Below are 16,503 nucleotides of genomic sequence, written 5' to 3' on the forward strand. Positions count from 1 at the left end.
TATTTGCTGGTATCATTAATTCCGAGCTTAGACTATGACTTTTGCAAGAGGTCTAATGACGCTGGCACTGCCATTGGTGCCGCCAATGAGATCGGTATGAATGTGTTTCGCGCAGCCATTGACAACCAATGTCGCAGCCAAATCGAAAAACAAAATGCGTGGCGTATCGCTAGCGTTGCCATGACCGAGACGCAGCAAGAAACCATAAAAAGCAATGTCTGTGGCTGCGTCAGTGAGCAAGCCCCGCAGCAAGTCAGCCTCGTTGAGCTGGGCAACGCGGCCATCGATCCCAGCTATCGCACGCAGCTGGTTACCCGAGTCGTCGCAAAATCACTGCAGAGCTGCTATGCAAGTTTTATGAAATAATCAGGCTGTCATGGAATGCGATTTACTCAAGCATACATCCCGTTAGTCAAAATTCTTTATCATTAATCAAAATCCTTTATCAGTAGATATAACGCCAATAGGCAGGTTAACGATTGCGTCACGCTGTCTATTACGATAGATTATCAGTCAATGGACTTTACTTTTGTATCAGATCAAGGATGAATGATGAAAAGACGTGATTTTATAAAAATAGGCGGTCAAGCGACCGTGGCGGGGACTCTATTGACGCAGCTGAGCGCCTGCTCATCAGACGATGACGAGCGCCCCGTGGTGGCACTAGACGACGTCGATGACTTAGGTTACCAAGGTGCCCAGCCCTTTGTACATGGCGTCGCAAGTGGCGACCCACTACAAGATAGGGTGATACTGTGGACTCGTATCACCAATGACGGCAGTATTGATGCCACCAGCATCCCTGTCGGCTATAAGGTCGCCACAGACCCTGATCTGACCAATATCGTCGCCCAAGGCCGCGCCATTGCCACCGCCGCCTCTGACTTTACTATCAAAGTCGATCCCACCTCCCTTCAGCCTGATACCACGTATTATTATGCTTTTGAAGCTTTGGGCTATCTTTCGCCTACTGGCCGTACCCGTACCATTCCGCCGTCTGATATGGCAGCGAACGAGATAGAGCGTGTGCGCTTGGCAGTGGTGTCCTGCTCCAACTATGGTTTTGGGTACTTTAATGGCTATGCCCATATCGCCAAACAAGCCGATATCTCTGCCGTGGTGCATTTGGGAGATTATATCTATGAATACGAGGAAGGGTTTTATCGCGATCAGTCACTGATAGAAGAGCGCCCACTGTTTCCCAAAAACGAGATCATCAGCTTAGACGACTATCGCCAACGCTATGCGTGTTATCGCACGGATATCGACCTACAAGAATGCCATCGCCAGCATCCGTTTATCGCAGTTTGGGACGATCATGAAATCGCTGATAACTCATGGAAAGGGGGCGCACGCTTTCATAACGACAGCAAAGGCAGCTATTTAGAGCGCAAAATGGCGGCTGTCCGTGCGTATCATGAGTGGATGCCCATTCGGGACGATAAGAGCAATGCGCTTGACAGCCAGCTACGTATTTATCGGCGTTTTGAGTTTGGTAAATTGTTTGATTTAAACATGCTCGACACGCGCATCTTTGGCCGCGAAAAGCTCGATGCGGCCGCCAGTCAGGAGCCAGAACGCCAGCTATTGGGGCTTGAGCAAGAAAACTGGCTCTATCTGAACATGTCTGAGAGCAAACGCCGCGGCGCCACATGGCAGATATTGGGTCAACAAGTGATTTTGTCTCCTTTTAAAGGCGCTTTTGCCAGCAGCTCAGGCGACATCTGGAACGGCTATGCCAGTGCGCGCGATCGCCTATTAGACTATATTGACAATAACGACATCAAAAACACCGTCGTGTTGACGGGGGACTATCACGCCTCTTTTGCCTTTGATGTCGCCAAAAATCCTTTTGATAGCGACAGCTATAATCCAGCAACTGGTGCAGGCGCACTGGCGGTTGAGTTTGTTTGCCCTGCCCTCACCTCACTTGCCTTTATTGAGCCAAATACAGGCCCCGACGTCAACCCGCACCAAAAGTTTAACAACCAAACCGACCACGGCTATATGCTACTAGACATCACCGAGCAGGCGTTTCAATGTGAATGGTACTATACCGATACCCTCACCGTCCGTGATAGTAGCACCCAGTTTGCCAAAGGATTGGTCACACAATCACGCGCCCATCATTTAGTTGATGCAGCCCAATCTCGCCCTATCAGCAATGTGGCTGCCCTAGCCGCGGCGGACAAGGCCGTATCCGTCAAAAAGACGACAACAAACCCTGCAGCGATGAGCGAGGCATAAATCTTTAGCGCCCACTGAACTATTGAACGACAGTGAGTTCAGTATTTCAGTATAAAAACGAAACAGCGAGACTGGGATGAGTTTTATGCAACATCGAGCGGTGCAGACACAGCACGCCAAAAAAATTTATACCAGTGCCGCCTTGATATAAACAGTAAAAGGGTGCGTTAGCTGGCGCACCCTTTTACTGTTTGTGGTTTTTTCAGTATATTTAGTAATCCTATACTTATAGCGACTTTCAACTTATCTGCTGTATTCGCTGTTCACTGATGACTACTTATCAGTCGCCGCAGAGCTGCTAGGCAAAGCCGCCGTCGTTGGCAATATTTTACTGCGGCGAAAATACTTGGATGAGCTATCGATGATTTTATCGACTTCTTTGATCAAATCATGAATCACATCATCATAAACACCGTGATGTAACTCGGTCTCAAATGCGGTAAAGGGATGCTTACGCGCCGCAGAGCTGACCTCTGTCACGCCCTGCTTACTATAAAAAATATCGACGCGGCCATCACTGTTTAGCACGCAATTTAACTGACCGCCTTCGAGCATCATCTCGACGCGCTCGGGCATAAAAATATAATCATCCACATCAATAAGCTTTTTTTCTACTTCTCGCTTAAAAAACGACTTGATATCAAACATACATCCATCCTTTATTCTTAATAGCTTTTACTGGTGTGTGTCCTTATTTTAAAAATGCTGATATTGCCAATACTATTGGCATCAACTTTATAGGGATTCAACCATACAATCGCACGCCTGCCTCTGCCGTTATACTTATCTTTATGACGAGCGCTCAATACTGGTTTTGATTCATCGGGTGGCTAAAGCGTGCTTGATTTCTTTATCCTATAAGAGACACGGCTGTTTTTTAAGGCGGGATATGTAAAACTGCGTTTGATGTTGGTAAAAGTGGATGGCTTATTTGGTTCCTTATCACACCCAGCCTTTTTTGCGAAACGACTTTAGCACTTTGATAAATACTGCCATCTCATCAGGCGTGCCCAGCGTTACGCGGTTGAACCCCGTGACAGGTGGAAAATCGCGACCGACCTTGATGCCACTGTCTCGCATTCTAGCGATGTAGGTTTTTAAATCACCTTTGATTTCATGAAAAATAAAATTGGTCTGGGATGGTAAGTAGCGAAGTTCAAGCTCGTCCAATACTGTTTCAACCATCTGGCGCGACTGATTGGTCGTGCGCAAACTGAGCTCTAGAAATTCTGCATCATTTAATGTCGCAGTTGCAGCGACCGCACCTGATAAGTTGGTGTTATCCATAGACATAAATGCTTCGACAGCTTCAATAGCTTGCGGGTTAGAAATCGCATAGCCCACTCGCATACCAGCCAAGGCACATAACTTTGAGAAAGTATGAATCACAATAAGGTTGTCTGATAACCCTTGTTTTACCCACTCAACCCCACTCTCAAAGCTTGGGTCATTCACGTATTCTAAGTAAGCTTGATCTAATAAAAAGTAGTGGTTGTCTGGTGCGTTACCTATCCATGTTTTAAGCTGGTTCGTTGATGTAATGGTTCCGGCTGGATTATTAGGATTACAAACATATAACAAGCTAATACCGTTAAACTCGTCGGCCGCTTTTTGTAGTCTTTGCAGATCTAAATCATAGTTTTCGGCAGTTAATGGTATCTTGACTACGGACGCTCCAATGGAGTTTGCATACATTTCTGCACAATCAAACGTTGGTACAGGGATTACCATCTGAAACTCTCGGCCCTCCATAAATGCTTTATGTTGCAGCATCTGAATGGTAGCTCGCATATTTTCAGTCGAGCCATTGCCCAATGAGATTTGGTTTTCTGCCACGCCGTGAATGCTGGCAACTTTGCTAATGAGTGCAGCACGTACATTATCTGGATAACGAAAACCTTCACTTAAAGACTCTGTAACGGCTTTTTTGGCAGAATCCGACATGCCTAGCGAGTTTTCGTTCGCATTTAACTCTATCATTTTATTATTTTTCATGATGGACGATACGCCTAACTGTCAGTGGAGAATAAGATCAAATTTAATCATTGACCTCATATTAAGTGGCATTTGGTATGATTACAAGTTTTCCAAAACCAAAATATAAGTTATTAATTGTATTCGGCAAAAATCCCTATTTTTTCAAACATTTAGCAGATTATAAAAAAGGTGAGCTACAAATATGCAGCTCACCTTTTGACATTTAAATACTAAGGGATGTTAATGACGATACAAATAATTTATTAGATCAAATGCGCTTTTAGCTCTAAGACTTTGTCACGCGTTTTTGCGGCTTCCTCAAACTTGAGATCGCGAGACAGCTGCTGCATCTGCTTCTCTAAACGTTTGATTTCTTTGGCGAGCAAATCAGGGCTACGCAAGATACTGATATCAACATCCGGCAGATTGCTCTTAACTGGAATCGCTTGATTGTCGTTAGCATCAAGCTCTTCACCCGTATCAATTTTATCAGTGACACTACGGCGTGCGCCTCTTGGCGTGATGTTATGCTCCACATTAAAGGCGATTTGCTTTTCGCGGCGGCGCTCAGTCTCCTCTATCGCCTTTTCCATACTTGGTGTCATACTATCGGCATAAAGAATCGCTTTACCGTTTAGGTGGCGAGCAGCACGGCCAATGGTTTGAATAAGGGAGCGCTCAGAGCGCAAAAAGCCTTCTTTATCAGCATCAAATATCGCCACCAATGACACTTCTGGCATATCGAGCCCTTCACGCAGCAGGTTAATGCCGACGAGTACATCATGGACACCGGTACGCAGCTCATGAATGATTTGCATACGCTCAACGGTATCGATGTCGGAGTGCAAATAGGCCACCTTGATATTGTATTCTTTGAGATAGCTGGTGAGATCTTCCGCCATGCGTTTGGTCAAAGTGGTAATCAATACGCGCTCATCCAGCGCGCGGCGTTTGGTAATCTCTGAGAGCACATCATCGACCTGCGTGAGCACGGGACGAATCTCAATCTCAGGATCAATCAAGCCTGTTGGTCGCACCACTTGCTCGACGACTTGCTCGCTGTGCTCAAGCTCGTATTGCGCTGGGGTCGCACTAACATAAATGGTCTTGGGCTTGATGCGCTCCCACTCTTCAAACTTCATCGGCCGGTTATTCATCGCGCTTGGCAGGCGAAAACCATAGTTCACCAAGTTTTCTTTGCGTGATCTATCGCCTTTATACATCGCTCCAATCTGCGAGACCGTCACATGCGACTCATCGATAAACAGCAGCGCATCCTCTGGTACATAATCAAACAACGTCGGCGGCGCCTCTCCCCATGGCCGACCGGAGAGATGCTGCGAGTAATTCTCAATACCATTACAGTAGCCGAGCTGCTGAATCATCTCTAGATCATACTGCGTGCGCTCTTTGAGGCGCTGCGCTTCAATCAGTTTATTATTATCACGAAAGTACTCAAGACGTGGCTCAAGCTCAGCACGAATAGTCTCGCTGGCGGCCTCAAGGCGATTACGCGGTGTCACATAATGCGACTTGGGATAAATAGTAATACGCGGCACGCTACGCACGGTTTTGCCTGTCAAAGGATCAAACCATGTGATTTTTTCTACCTCATCATCAAACAGGTGAATACGAATCGCCAACTGCTCAGACTCCGCAGGATAGATGTCAAGTAGCTCCCCGCGCAAGCGATATGTACCACGGCCAAAATCTAGCTCGTTGCGGGTATATTGCATCTCGACCAGACGTTTGATGGTCGCGGTACGATCGATCTTGTCACCGACCACGACGTGCAGTAGCATTTTAAGATAACTCTCAGGATCACCCAGACCGTAAATACAAGAGACGGATGCGACGATAATAGCATCCCGGCGCTCAAGCAATGCCCGCGTTGCCGACAGACGCATCTGATCAATATGATCATTAATAGCGCTGTCTTTTTCGATAAAGGTGTCGCTAGCTGCGACATAAGCTTCGGGCTGATAATAGTCATAATAACTGACAAAATACTCAACAGCGTTATTCGGAAAAAAGGCTTTAAACTCGCCATATAACTGCGCCGCCAAAGTTTTGTTATGCGCCATGATAATCGTTGGGCGCTGGCACTCGCTAATCACCTTAGCCATCGTATAAGTCTTACCCGAACCCGTCACGCCAAGCAGCAGCTGTTCATCCATATCAGCATTGATACCCTTAACGAGCTTTTCAATCGCCTGCGGTTGATCGCCTGCAGGCTCAAAGTCGGTGACCATCTCAAAGGCGCGGCTCGATATTTGCGTCCCTGACGCATTGACACCACTGATCTCAGCTTCGCCTTGTAGCTGAGCGGCTAATTGATTTAACTGGCGCGACGAGCGCGGTTCGGGCATACGCATATTAGCTTTCTTCTTTTTTAAGTTTACAATTATGTGGGGGCTTTATGCCTGTTTTTAAAGGTTATTTGCTGGCCTTGATGCTAGTAATTTGGTGTTAATTACAGACCATAATCACTGACTATCAAAGCTGATATTCAGCTATCAGTTATGAATAAGTATTGATAAGAAGCTCATTAAGATACTTTGTTAAATTAAAGGCTGCTGCCGCGCTTAGGTAATCAAAGATTATATAGTCGATACACTCTAAAAATGTCATAGCGCTACTGGGATGAATTTTGCGCAGCCTCTGGGAACGCAGCACGCAAGTAAAATTTATACCAGTAGCGCGTTTAAATCCATAACAGTTTTACATTCAGCTAACTATAATTAAGCTTGTTTTAGCTATTATATTTACAAAGATTTTCATGTTTAACAAAGCCATTACATGACCACCTAATAAAGCCTAACGCTCATGGGTTCCCTAACTCTAATAAGCTGTTATTATTAATATCGAAAGTCGATAAGAAAACGCTGACTAAGAGCTTTAAACTAAGCGTCTAAAAATTTAGTCGGTCATTAGATAACAATTAAATATAATCAAAAATGGAGTAATCTATGAGAGAACGTTATGCAAGTGGTATCAATGATGATACTGCTAAGAAAATGGTTGAGCTGTTGAACTCTAATCTAGCCAACTTGATTGATTTGAGTATGGATAGCAAGCAGTGCCATTGGAACTTACAAGGTACTGGATTTATCGGCGTGCATCAGTTATTAGATGAAACTTATGAGCGTCTGACAGAAGCTTTTGATACTGTCGCTGAACGTATTGTCATCTTGGGCGGCAAAGCAAATGGCATCTCTAAGCGTGTCGTTGAAGATTCTATTTTAGAAACTTACCCAACTGACATTACTGAAGTTGAGCAGCATGTTCGTGAGCTGACCAATCGTTATAAGATTATTGCAGCTTCACTACGTGAAGGTATCGATACAGCTGGTGATGCAGGCGACGAAGATACTGCGGACTTATTGACCGAAATCAGCCGTACTATCGATAAAGATGCTTGGTTCATCGGTGCTAATGCGCCTAAGAAGTAATATTTTTATCACTCTTATTTGTTGAGTCATAAAATACAAAAAAATCGCCTAGATGGCGATTTTTTTTGGTTTGATACTTTTTTTGATTTGATACTAGGGTTATTTAGCTTTGCACTGGATCTGGAGAGCTTTTATGTGGCGCTATGGTTTTGGCATTAGGCGCAGATAGCGTCAGGATGGCCTCTTGAAATATCTTATTGGCACGAAACTGGCTCTCGATGCTCTCAAAGATCTGCGCTATACTCTCTTCTCTTTGATTACCTCTGACATCTACAGCCGCTACCATAAATATCTTTTTTGGTCCCACCCATTCTAAATGTAAGTAAGAGACGCTATCGACTCCTTCATGTCTCAAAAGCTCGCTTAATACATAATCATGCATACTATCTGAAACTTTATATCCCACCAAAAAGTCGCGATTACGACTGATCAAAAATATCGCCACTGCCCCTAATAATATACCGACAATAATGGAGCCTAACGCATCCCAAAAAGCCTGCCCGGTATAGACGTGCATGCCCATTGCCGCTGCCGCGATAACTAGACCAGTAACCGCCGCTAAGTCCTCAAAAAACACCCCGCGCAAAGTGGGGTTAGAGGTCTCAACCACATAACCAATAGCGCTAACCTCGATAGCCTGACCTTGCTTTTTACTTTGCAAATAAGCTTGCACTAACGAGAAGCCCTCAAGTACAAAAGCCACTGCCAAAATAATAAAAGCGATCGTATAATTGGTCTCAGCTTCTGGTGCATTCCATTCGGTAATACCTGTATAAATAGAGACAATGGAGCCTGCCATAAACACGCCAAAAGCCGCTATCATCGACCACACATAAGCTTCTTTACCATAGCCTAACGGATGACTTTTATCCGCAGGTTTGACGGCTTTTTTTTCAGCGACTAATAAAAAAACACCATTGCCCGTATCCGCCCATGAGTGCGCCGCCTCCGCTACCATAGACGCCGAGCCGGTGATAAAAGCGGCAACGGACTTAGCGATAGCGATCAAAAAGTTAGCGCCAATAGCAATCAAAACCGTAATCACCGAGCTGGACTTTTTGTCTTTATTATCAGGATCTGGTTCAGGCTTTTGCGCGTTTGGTTTATGACGCGTCAGCTCTGGACCACCTAAGTGTAATTGCGGGTTGGCGACGGAGGGTTTTAGACTCATAAAAAACTCTATAATATGGGTTAAAAGTTTAAAGACCAAACATAATTATTATCTAGACTAGGGCATGTCCTCATTTTAAAAATGGTGATAAAAATGAGATAAATCGCAGTCAAATAAGGATAATATCGAGATATTAGTCAGCTATTTGACACCGTTTGGCCAGATTTAGCCATTTTTAGCCCATTTAGATGTCTATCGATTGAATTGAGGACACGCCCTAAAATAAATTAACCTTTATTCTTTTACAGTAGCTCATCCGTTAACTGATGGTAACTTTTGACAATGCTACTTAGATTCTGGGTTGGTCTGCGTATTTTCAGCTGTGCGGGTCAACTCTCCGACTTCTTTATTGATATCGCAACTAGGACGATGTGCGCTTTGCATACGCATCTCTTTTCGCTCTAATGCTGCATCAGCGCGGCATTGTTGGCTCTCGTTTTTGATCTCTAGCGGCGGCACAGGCGTTGGCTTACCATTGTCGTCGATCGCGACCATGGTAAAGTAGCAGCTATTGGTATGGCGGATCGTCCGCGCGCGTACATCTTCGGCCTCAACGCGAATACCGACCTCCATTGAGGTGGTACCGACGTAATTAACACTAGCGGCAAAAGTGACGAGCTCGCCGACATAGATAGGCTCACGGAACATCACCTGATCGACCGATAGCGTGACAACGTAGCTACCACTGTAGCGACTGGCACAGGCGTAAGCTACCTGATCGAGCATTTTGAGCAAGTCACCACCGTGGACATTACCGATGAAGTTGGCCATGTCTGGGGTCATCAGTATCGACATATACAATTCGTGGTTTAAAGGGGCTTTTTTGGCGGTGGAGCTGGTGTTAAACTGCGGCATAATGTTCCTTAAAAGGTTGCACACGTATTTATGTTTTTAGCTTGCTTATCATTTATACAGCAGCTTGCTATATATCACAAACGCCCCTGTGTCATCAGATGGTCTACATTGTGTAAATAAAATATAAATAATAGCCCATCGGTAGATATAGATAATTTAATATAAATAGAAAACGACACAGTAGGGCTGGGATGAGTTTTATGCAGCATCACCATAATTTTTGTTACCAGCCCCATGCGACAGCGAAATATCAGCGTGCTACAATATTCAGTCTATAGTTGAGCCTCTTTACAGTTGAGCTACTTTACAATAGGCACTACACCGACAAAGGCCGCGCAAACTACCTATCAGTAGCACCCGCCTATATAGTAATTGCCCGTTTTATTTAGGATTGACTATATACCGACATCATGCCCTGATGACGATAAAAACGTTATATAATTAACATCAGCTACCCCAACCACCCTTCACTATAAAAAGGATCCCTCATGAGCGAGTTGCAACTGTCTGACCGCGTTAATGGCATCAAACCTTCACCAACGCTAGCGATTACCAATAAAGCCAAAGAGCTAAAAGCGGCTGGTAAAGACATTATCGGCCTAGGTGCTGGCGAACCAGATTTTGATACCCCAGAGCACATCAAAAAGGCAGCCATTGATGCAATCAATAACGGTTTTACCAAGTACACCGCTGTCGATGGTACACCAGAGCTCAAAAAAGCCATCATTGATAAGTTCAAACGTGATAACGACATCAGCTATGAGCCAAATGAAATCCTAGTATCGGTCGGTGGTAAGCAGTCTTTCTTTAACCTTGCCCAAGCCTTTATTAATCCAGGCGACGAAGTCATCATCCCAGCACCATACTGGGTCAGCTATCCTGATATGGTCATCATCGCAGGCGGTAAGCCGGTCATCGTAGAATGCCCTGCTGAGCAAGATTTCAAGATCACCGCCGAGCAATTAGAAGCCGCCATCACAGACAAAACCAAACTGCTGGTGCTAAACAGCCCATCGAACCCAACAGGTATGATCTATACGTTGGATGAGCTAAAAGCCATTGCAGAAGTATTGAAAAAACACCCGCACGTCTATGTGGCCTCAGATGATATGTATGAGCACATTCGCTGGACGGGTGATAAATTCTACAATATCTTAAACGCCGCACCTGAGCTAAAAGAGCGCGCCATCATCCTAAACGGCGTATCAAAAGCCTACGCCATGACCGGCTGGCGCATCGGCTACGCTGGTGGCCCTGCCAAACTCATCGGCGCGATGAAAAAAGTACAGTCGCAGTCGACCTCTTGCCCAACCTCTATCAGCCAAGTGGCTGCCGAAGCCGCCATCAGTGGTGACCAAAGCGTACTGGCACCGATGGTAGAAGCCTTTGAGAAGCGTTGTGATTTGGTCGTTGATGGTCTAAATGCCATTAAAGGCATCACGTGTCTGCGTCCTGATGGCGCATTTTACGTCTATCCTCAAATCAAGCCATTAATCAAAGCCGCTGGCCTGTCTTCATGTACAGAGTTTTCCGCATGGCTACTGGATAAAGTTGGCGTAGCGGTCGTCCCTGGTGATGCCTTTGGTCTTGGCGGCTATATGCGCATCTCTTATGCCACTGATGAAGCGACGCTAAAAGATGCGCTATCACGTATCGAGAAAGCCGTGGCTGACTTGGACGTTGCTGAATAAGCAACTCACTAAGCAAAAAGGCTTTTAAGCTAAATAGCTTGATTGTTAAAAACTATAAAAAAAGACGCCCCATATTTGTTATGTGGGCGTTTTTTTATGACGGCTTTTGATAAAACAGCTCTCTTTTCTCATTGAAATGACAATCTTTGCAATTTATGCAAAAAAAGGCTTGACGTATTTTTTATCTTTGCTAGAATACGCCCCACTTAGCAAGAACTCGTTAGAGACTTTCTAAGTCTTGCTGTCACGTATCATGTACGTACAGCCTATTCTCCAATAGCTCAGTTGGTAGAGCAACGGACTGTTAATCCGTGTGTCCCTGGTTCGAGCCCAGGTTGGAGAGCCACATTTTAGTTGTAAAAATTTGAATTATTTTTAATTCAATTATGGCATTTGCCAAAACCCTCATCACTTTGATGAGGGTTTTTTTATGGTCATCTGTTTTTTATGCAGTTTGGCTTTGTCAGCAGTTTGGTTTCTTTTAGCTCGGCGCTTGTAGCATGGAATTTAAGGAGTATAACGCCTCGGTGATATGGCGGCTAAGATCAGCAAACAAATACCAGATGGCAGACAAAGAAAAGCCCCGAACCTAGGGCGATTGGTTCAGGGCTTATGGCGCTTCATGTTGTTATTATTATTTCTTCCATGTCGACTTATCCTAAGTCATAAACAGTCATCTATAAGACAGCGGGCTGACCTGTGCTTTTATCGATACTGCCTCAACACTGCATCCTTGCCTCTCCTTGTGTTGATGGTTGTATTGTAGGGCAATCACTTTGATGCGCCTAGAGGCTAAAGACCTTATTTCGCGTAAGCATATGCTTACATTTGTACACCCGCTTACTGCCCCACTCGCCTTGTTTGGCGGCTCGTGACTTGTCTAGAACCAATCTACCCTACTACCCTATTCTATCCCAATAACTGCTGCTTTTTAGCATGCTCTTTAGAGACTTTTTCGCCTTCTTCTTTGCCCTCTTCTATTTTGTTATCTGTCTCTTTGATATCGTCTGCTTCAGCCGTTGGGGCGTTTTTTTGTTGTTGCTCGGCTTCCTCTGGCTCATACTGTAGCGTCGTCATGACTGGAAAGTGATCAGAGCCTATAGACGGCAAACGCTGAATATCAACGACTGTGAAGCAAGCACTGTGAAAAATATGATCAAGCGCCCAACGCAAAAATGGATAATTGACATGAAAGGTATTGATAAAATGGCGGCCGATACGCGGGTCCAGCAAGCCTGAGATGCGCTGAAAGCGGCGCGTCGTCTTCGACCAGGCCACGTCATTAAGATCGCCTGCCAGTATGGCGGTTTGATCGTGCTCTTTGATGTGTTTGCCGACCATTAGCAACTCGGCATCGCGAGTGGTCGATTTGTCGGCCTCAGTAGGACTGGGCGGCATGGGGTGTAGGCAGTATAGCCAAATCACTTGACCATTTTGCAGGCGCAGCTGTGAGTGAATCGACGGTATGTCATCTATCATCAAATACTTGACCTCAGGGTCGATTAGTTCAAGCTTCGAGTACAGGTGCATGCCATATAAATTGTCTAATGGCACCTTGACGGTATAAGGATAGTCTGGCTCAATCTGCTCCAGTGCTTTTTCCCACTTTTTATCACTCTCTAAGGTGATTAAAATATCGGGCTGCTTTTGCTTGACCAGCTCGACCAGCTTTTGGGTATGATCATTGGGCGTTAGGACATTTGACACCATGAGCTTTAGTTGATGCGCTTGCCCTGCAGGTTTGGATTTTGCTTGTTGTACTTCTTTTTTCCATAGTTTGGTATAGGGCAACACCATTCTTAGCTGAAACGCCAATGTGAGGCTCAAAACCACAAACAATAACCACTGCCCTAGCTGCCAGTCTGGCCAAAACATCAACATACCAACCCAAGCGATCACCCCCAGCACCATGATCTGAATACGAGGAAAATCGACACCGCGCACCCACCAATTATCTAGCGGCAGCCAGCCCCAAATCGTCACAAACGCGACGAGCCCTGCTAGCCACTGGACAGAATAATATAGTAGTGAAAGATCCATAGTATGTATTAACCGTTGGTTGAAATTTTGGTTTGCCGCTGCATAAGATATGTTGGGTGTTCAGGCATCTTTAGGCGTACGGCTCACGATACTGATGCTAGCGCTTACTTTAGCACTTCAATCCAGTGACGCCTACTGCTACAGTCTAATTATATGACAACAACTATAAAACATTACAATGTCAAGTATCTGGCAGTGGGGTATTGGTGATTCGTTGACAAGCTTTTGTTGATAAGGCTTTTGTACCATAAAACCGCAATGACCAGTATCTGCATACTAATAACATCACGTTATAGTAAACATAGCAAATAGTGTATAAAAAACCGCTAAAAATCGCCAAAACGCCTTGCTTTTTGGGAGCATTCACGGCATTGTTATTGGTTGGCGATGCAACAAATAACTGTAAATAGGATTAGATTTCATGAGTAATTTAACAGTAGGCTTGGTGGGCTGGCGCGGTATGGTTGGCTCAGTGTTAATACAGCGCATGCAGCAAGAAAAAGACTTTGATGGTATTACGCCCGTGTTTTTTTCGACCAGTAACGCAGGTGGCGATGCGCCAAGCTTCGATGGCGTACAGACCAGCCAATTAAAGGACGCTCATGATATCGATGCACTCGCAGCTTGTGATGTGATTATTACCTGTCAGGGCGGCGACTACACTTCAAAGGTGCATCAGCCCCTACGCGATAGCGGATGGAATGGCTACTGGATCGATGCGGCCAGCACCTTGCGTATGGCAGATGACAGCATCATTATCCTTGATCCAGTCAATCGCAATGTCATCGATAGCGCGCTCGCCAGTGGCAAAAAAGACTTTATCGGTGGCAACTGTACGGTATCCTTGATGCTGATGGCGATCGGTGAACTGTTTAATAAAGGCTGGGTAGAATGGGTCAGCGCCATGACTTATCAGGCGGCGAGTGGCTCTGGCGCAAACAACATGCGCGAGCTCATCGAAGGCATGGGCGTACTACGTGATGCGGTCAAGGACGAGCTGGCTGATCCTGCAAGTGCTATCTTGGATATCGACAAAAAAATCGCGCAGACCCAGCGCGCAGATGACTTCCCTAAGCAGTATTTTGGTGTACCGCTCGCAGGCAGCTTGATCCCTTATATCGATGCGCAATTAGAAAACAAGCAATCGCGCGAAGAATGGAAAGGCGGCGTCGAAACCAACAAAATCCTTGGCAATTCAGCAGCCAACACCATCCCTATCGATGGTATGTGTGTGCGTATCGGTGCCATGCGCTGCCACGCTCAAGGCCTGACCATCAAGCTCAAAAAAGACATCCCGCTAGAGGAAATCGAAGCGGCGCTAAAAAATAGCGGTAATGAGTGGTTGGACTTGGTCGAAGACGACAAAGAAGCCACGATGAACCGCTTAACACCTGTTGCCGTAACAGGTACCTTGACTGTGGCGCTAGGACGCCTGCGTAAGCTAAACATGGGGCCTGAATATCTCGGTGCATTTACTGTGGGTGATCAGCTACTGTGGGGTGCAGCCGAACCCTTACGCCGTATGCTAAACATCATCCGCGAGCAAAACGCCTAATTTTACAACTCAACTATGAAGTACAAAAAAGACAGCAGATGGCTGTCTTTTTTTATGGCGATTTTAGGTTCACTCTTCATAACGCGCTATGAGCCGTACATAATCGCGCATAATATAAATAGCAGAAAAATTGAGACTGGCATCCCTGTCCCAATAAACCCTTAACAATGCTATAATTAGCACCATTTCCATAGCTTACATAGCGGTTATCATATGCAATTTGTCTTACACAAAACGGCCAGCGGCGAGACGCGTGCACGCCGTGGCACTGTCCATCTCAATCATGGCGACGTACAAACACCTGCCTTTATGCCTGTCGGTACGTATGGCACGGTCAAAGGCATGCTGCCGCGCGATATCGAAGCCATTGGCGCTGATATCATCCTTGGCAATACGTTTCACTTATGGCTACGTCCTGGTACTGAAGTCATCGACAAGTTCGGCGGTCTGCACAAGTTTATGCATTGGGATAAGCCTATCTTGACCGACTCAGGCGGCTTTCAGGTCTTTAGTCTCGGTGCAATGCGCAAAATCACCGAAGAAGGCGTCAATTTTAAGTCGCCTATCGACGGTGCCAAGGTGTTTTTGTCACCAGAAAAGTCGATGCAGATTCAGTACAGCTTAAACTCAGACATCGTCATGCAGTTTGATGAGTGTACCCCTTATCCTGCCACTCACGATGAGGCCAAAAAGTCTTTAGAGCTGTCACTACGTTGGGGCCAGCGCTGCGTCGATGAGCATAACAGACTGGGCAGCACCAATGCGCTGTTTGGTATTATTCAAGGCAGTATGTACCCAGATCTACGCCAGCAATCGCTCGAGGGCCTGCTTGAGATTGGTTTTGATGGTTATGCCATCGGCGGCCTATCGGTCGGCGAGCCAAAAGATGAGATGATGGATGTACTAGACTATATCCCAGATGCGATGCCAGCAGACAAGCCGCGCTATCTGATGGGCGTTGGCAAGCCTGAGGACATCGTTGAGGCGGTACGCCGCGGGGTCGATATGTTTGACTGTGTCATGCCCACTCGTAACGCTCGTAATGGTCATTACTTCGTCACAGGCGATACAGACAATGCAGGCGTAGTACGTATCCGCAATAGCCAATATCGTAACGATGAAAGCCCACTAGACCCTGAGTGTGATTGCTATACTTGCCAAAACTTTAGCCGTGCCTATTTATACCATCTCAATAAGTGTAAAGAGATGCTAGGCGCGCAGCTGGCTACCATTCATAACCTGCGTTATTATCAGCGCTTGATGCAAGGCATTAGAGACGCCATCGAGCAAGATACCTTTGATGCCTTTGTCAGTGAGTTTTATGCCAAGCGTGGTCAAACGGTGCCTGAGCTAAACCTACGCTAACTCTTTAAACGCCTATCTATCTCTCTGCATCCTTATCTATCATTCAGACCAAAAAAGGGCTTAAGAAAATTCTTAAGCCCTTTTTGCTACTTGACGGTGTAATGGACAAAATTCATGCTAAAAAGTAGGTGGTAGTCGCTAATGGACATA

Annotated in this window: 12 protein-coding genes and 1 tRNA gene; 7 read left to right on the top strand and 6 right to left on the bottom strand. The window is 45.7% G+C overall.

The features are described from left to right. Positions 1-3 precede the first annotated feature (3 nt). Together JFC05_RS12055 and JFC05_RS12060 are read left to right on the top strand one after the other, a co-directional pair. Complete coding sequence (locus JFC05_RS12055) at positions 4-366, top strand: hypothetical protein (protein WP_227697551.1); 363 nt, start codon at positions 4-6, stop codon at positions 364-366. Positions 367-549: 183 nt separating this feature from the next. Continuing rightward, positions 550-2,247 carry an alkaline phosphatase D family protein gene (locus JFC05_RS12060; protein ID WP_198337054.1) on the top strand — a complete coding sequence of 566 codons (1,698 nt, stop codon included), beginning with the start codon at positions 550-552 and terminating at the stop codon, positions 2,245-2,247. Between the two features lie 273 nt (positions 2,248-2,520). On the opposite strand, the gene JFC05_RS12065 is transcribed toward JFC05_RS12060, so the two are convergent. The 3 genes from JFC05_RS12065 to uvrB all read right to left on the bottom strand — a co-directional run bounded on the left by JFC05_RS12065 (position 2,521) and on the right by uvrB (position 6,599). Then, the gene (locus JFC05_RS12065; protein WP_075101559.1) at positions 2,521-2,895 is read right to left on the bottom strand and encodes a hypothetical protein; all 375 of its coding nucleotides are present in this window, start codon (positions 2,893-2,895) and stop codon (positions 2,521-2,523) included. 294 nt (positions 2,896-3,189) lie between these two features. Further along, positions 3,190-4,242 carry a pyridoxal phosphate-dependent aminotransferase gene (locus JFC05_RS12070; RefSeq protein ID WP_198337055.1) on the bottom strand — a complete coding sequence of 351 codons (1,053 nt, stop codon included), beginning with the start codon at positions 4,240-4,242 and terminating at the stop codon, positions 3,190-3,192. A gap of 245 nt (positions 4,243-4,487) precedes the next feature. Beyond that, positions 4,488-6,599 (bottom strand): excinuclease ABC subunit UvrB, encoded by a 2,112-nt coding sequence (uvrB, locus tag JFC05_RS12075; protein WP_198337056.1) that lies wholly within the window; start codon positions 6,597-6,599, stop codon positions 4,488-4,490. A gap of 594 nt (positions 6,600-7,193) precedes the next feature. Here uvrB and dps point away from each other — a divergent pair. Continuing rightward, positions 7,194-7,676, top strand: coding sequence for a DNA starvation/stationary phase protection protein Dps (gene dps / locus JFC05_RS12080; RefSeq protein WP_198337057.1), 483 nt, complete (start codon positions 7,194-7,196; stop codon positions 7,674-7,676). A gap of 103 nt (positions 7,677-7,779) precedes the next feature. Here dps and JFC05_RS12085 read toward each other — a convergent pair whose 3' ends face one another. Together JFC05_RS12085 and JFC05_RS12090 are read right to left on the bottom strand one after the other, a co-directional pair. Then, the gene (locus tag JFC05_RS12085) at positions 7,780-8,847 is read right to left on the bottom strand and encodes a cation diffusion facilitator family transporter (protein WP_198337058.1); all 1,068 of its coding nucleotides are present in this window, start codon (positions 8,845-8,847) and stop codon (positions 7,780-7,782) included. Positions 8,848-9,132: 285 nt separating this feature from the next. Further along, positions 9,133-9,702 (bottom strand): acyl-CoA thioesterase, encoded by a 570-nt coding sequence (locus JFC05_RS12090; protein WP_198337059.1) that lies wholly within the window; start codon positions 9,700-9,702, stop codon positions 9,133-9,135. A 488-nt stretch (positions 9,703-10,190) separates the two neighbouring features. Between JFC05_RS12090 and JFC05_RS12095 the strand changes: the two genes are divergently transcribed. Both JFC05_RS12095 and JFC05_RS12100 read left to right on the top strand, forming a co-directional pair. Beyond that, on the top strand, positions 10,191-11,393 hold the full coding sequence (locus JFC05_RS12095) for a pyridoxal phosphate-dependent aminotransferase (RefSeq protein ID WP_198337060.1): 1,203 nt from the start codon (positions 10,191-10,193) through the stop codon (positions 11,391-11,393). A 270-nt stretch (positions 11,394-11,663) separates the two neighbouring features. Further along, positions 11,664-11,739 (top strand) — tRNA-Asn (locus JFC05_RS12100). 563 nt (positions 11,740-12,302) lie between these two features. On the opposite strand, the gene JFC05_RS12105 is transcribed toward JFC05_RS12100, so the two are convergent. Further along, positions 12,303-13,433 (bottom strand): endonuclease/exonuclease/phosphatase family protein, encoded by a 1,131-nt coding sequence (locus tag JFC05_RS12105; protein ID WP_198337061.1) that lies wholly within the window; start codon positions 13,431-13,433, stop codon positions 12,303-12,305. Positions 13,434-13,854: 421 nt separating this feature from the next. On the opposite strand from JFC05_RS12105, the gene asd reads away from it, so the two are divergent. Continuing rightward, positions 13,855-14,988 carry an aspartate-semialdehyde dehydrogenase gene (asd, locus tag JFC05_RS12110; RefSeq protein ID WP_198337062.1) on the top strand — a complete coding sequence of 378 codons (1,134 nt, stop codon included), beginning with the start codon at positions 13,855-13,857 and terminating at the stop codon, positions 14,986-14,988. 213 nt (positions 14,989-15,201) lie between these two features. Then, positions 15,202-16,353, top strand: coding sequence for a tRNA guanosine(34) transglycosylase Tgt (tgt, locus tag JFC05_RS12115; RefSeq protein ID WP_198337063.1), 1,152 nt, complete (start codon positions 15,202-15,204; stop codon positions 16,351-16,353). Positions 16,354-16,503 lie beyond the last annotated feature (150 nt).

The sequence above is a fragment of the Psychrobacter celer genome, from assembly GCF_016107555.1.
Classification (GTDB): domain Bacteria; phylum Pseudomonadota; class Gammaproteobacteria; order Pseudomonadales; family Moraxellaceae; genus Psychrobacter; species Psychrobacter celer.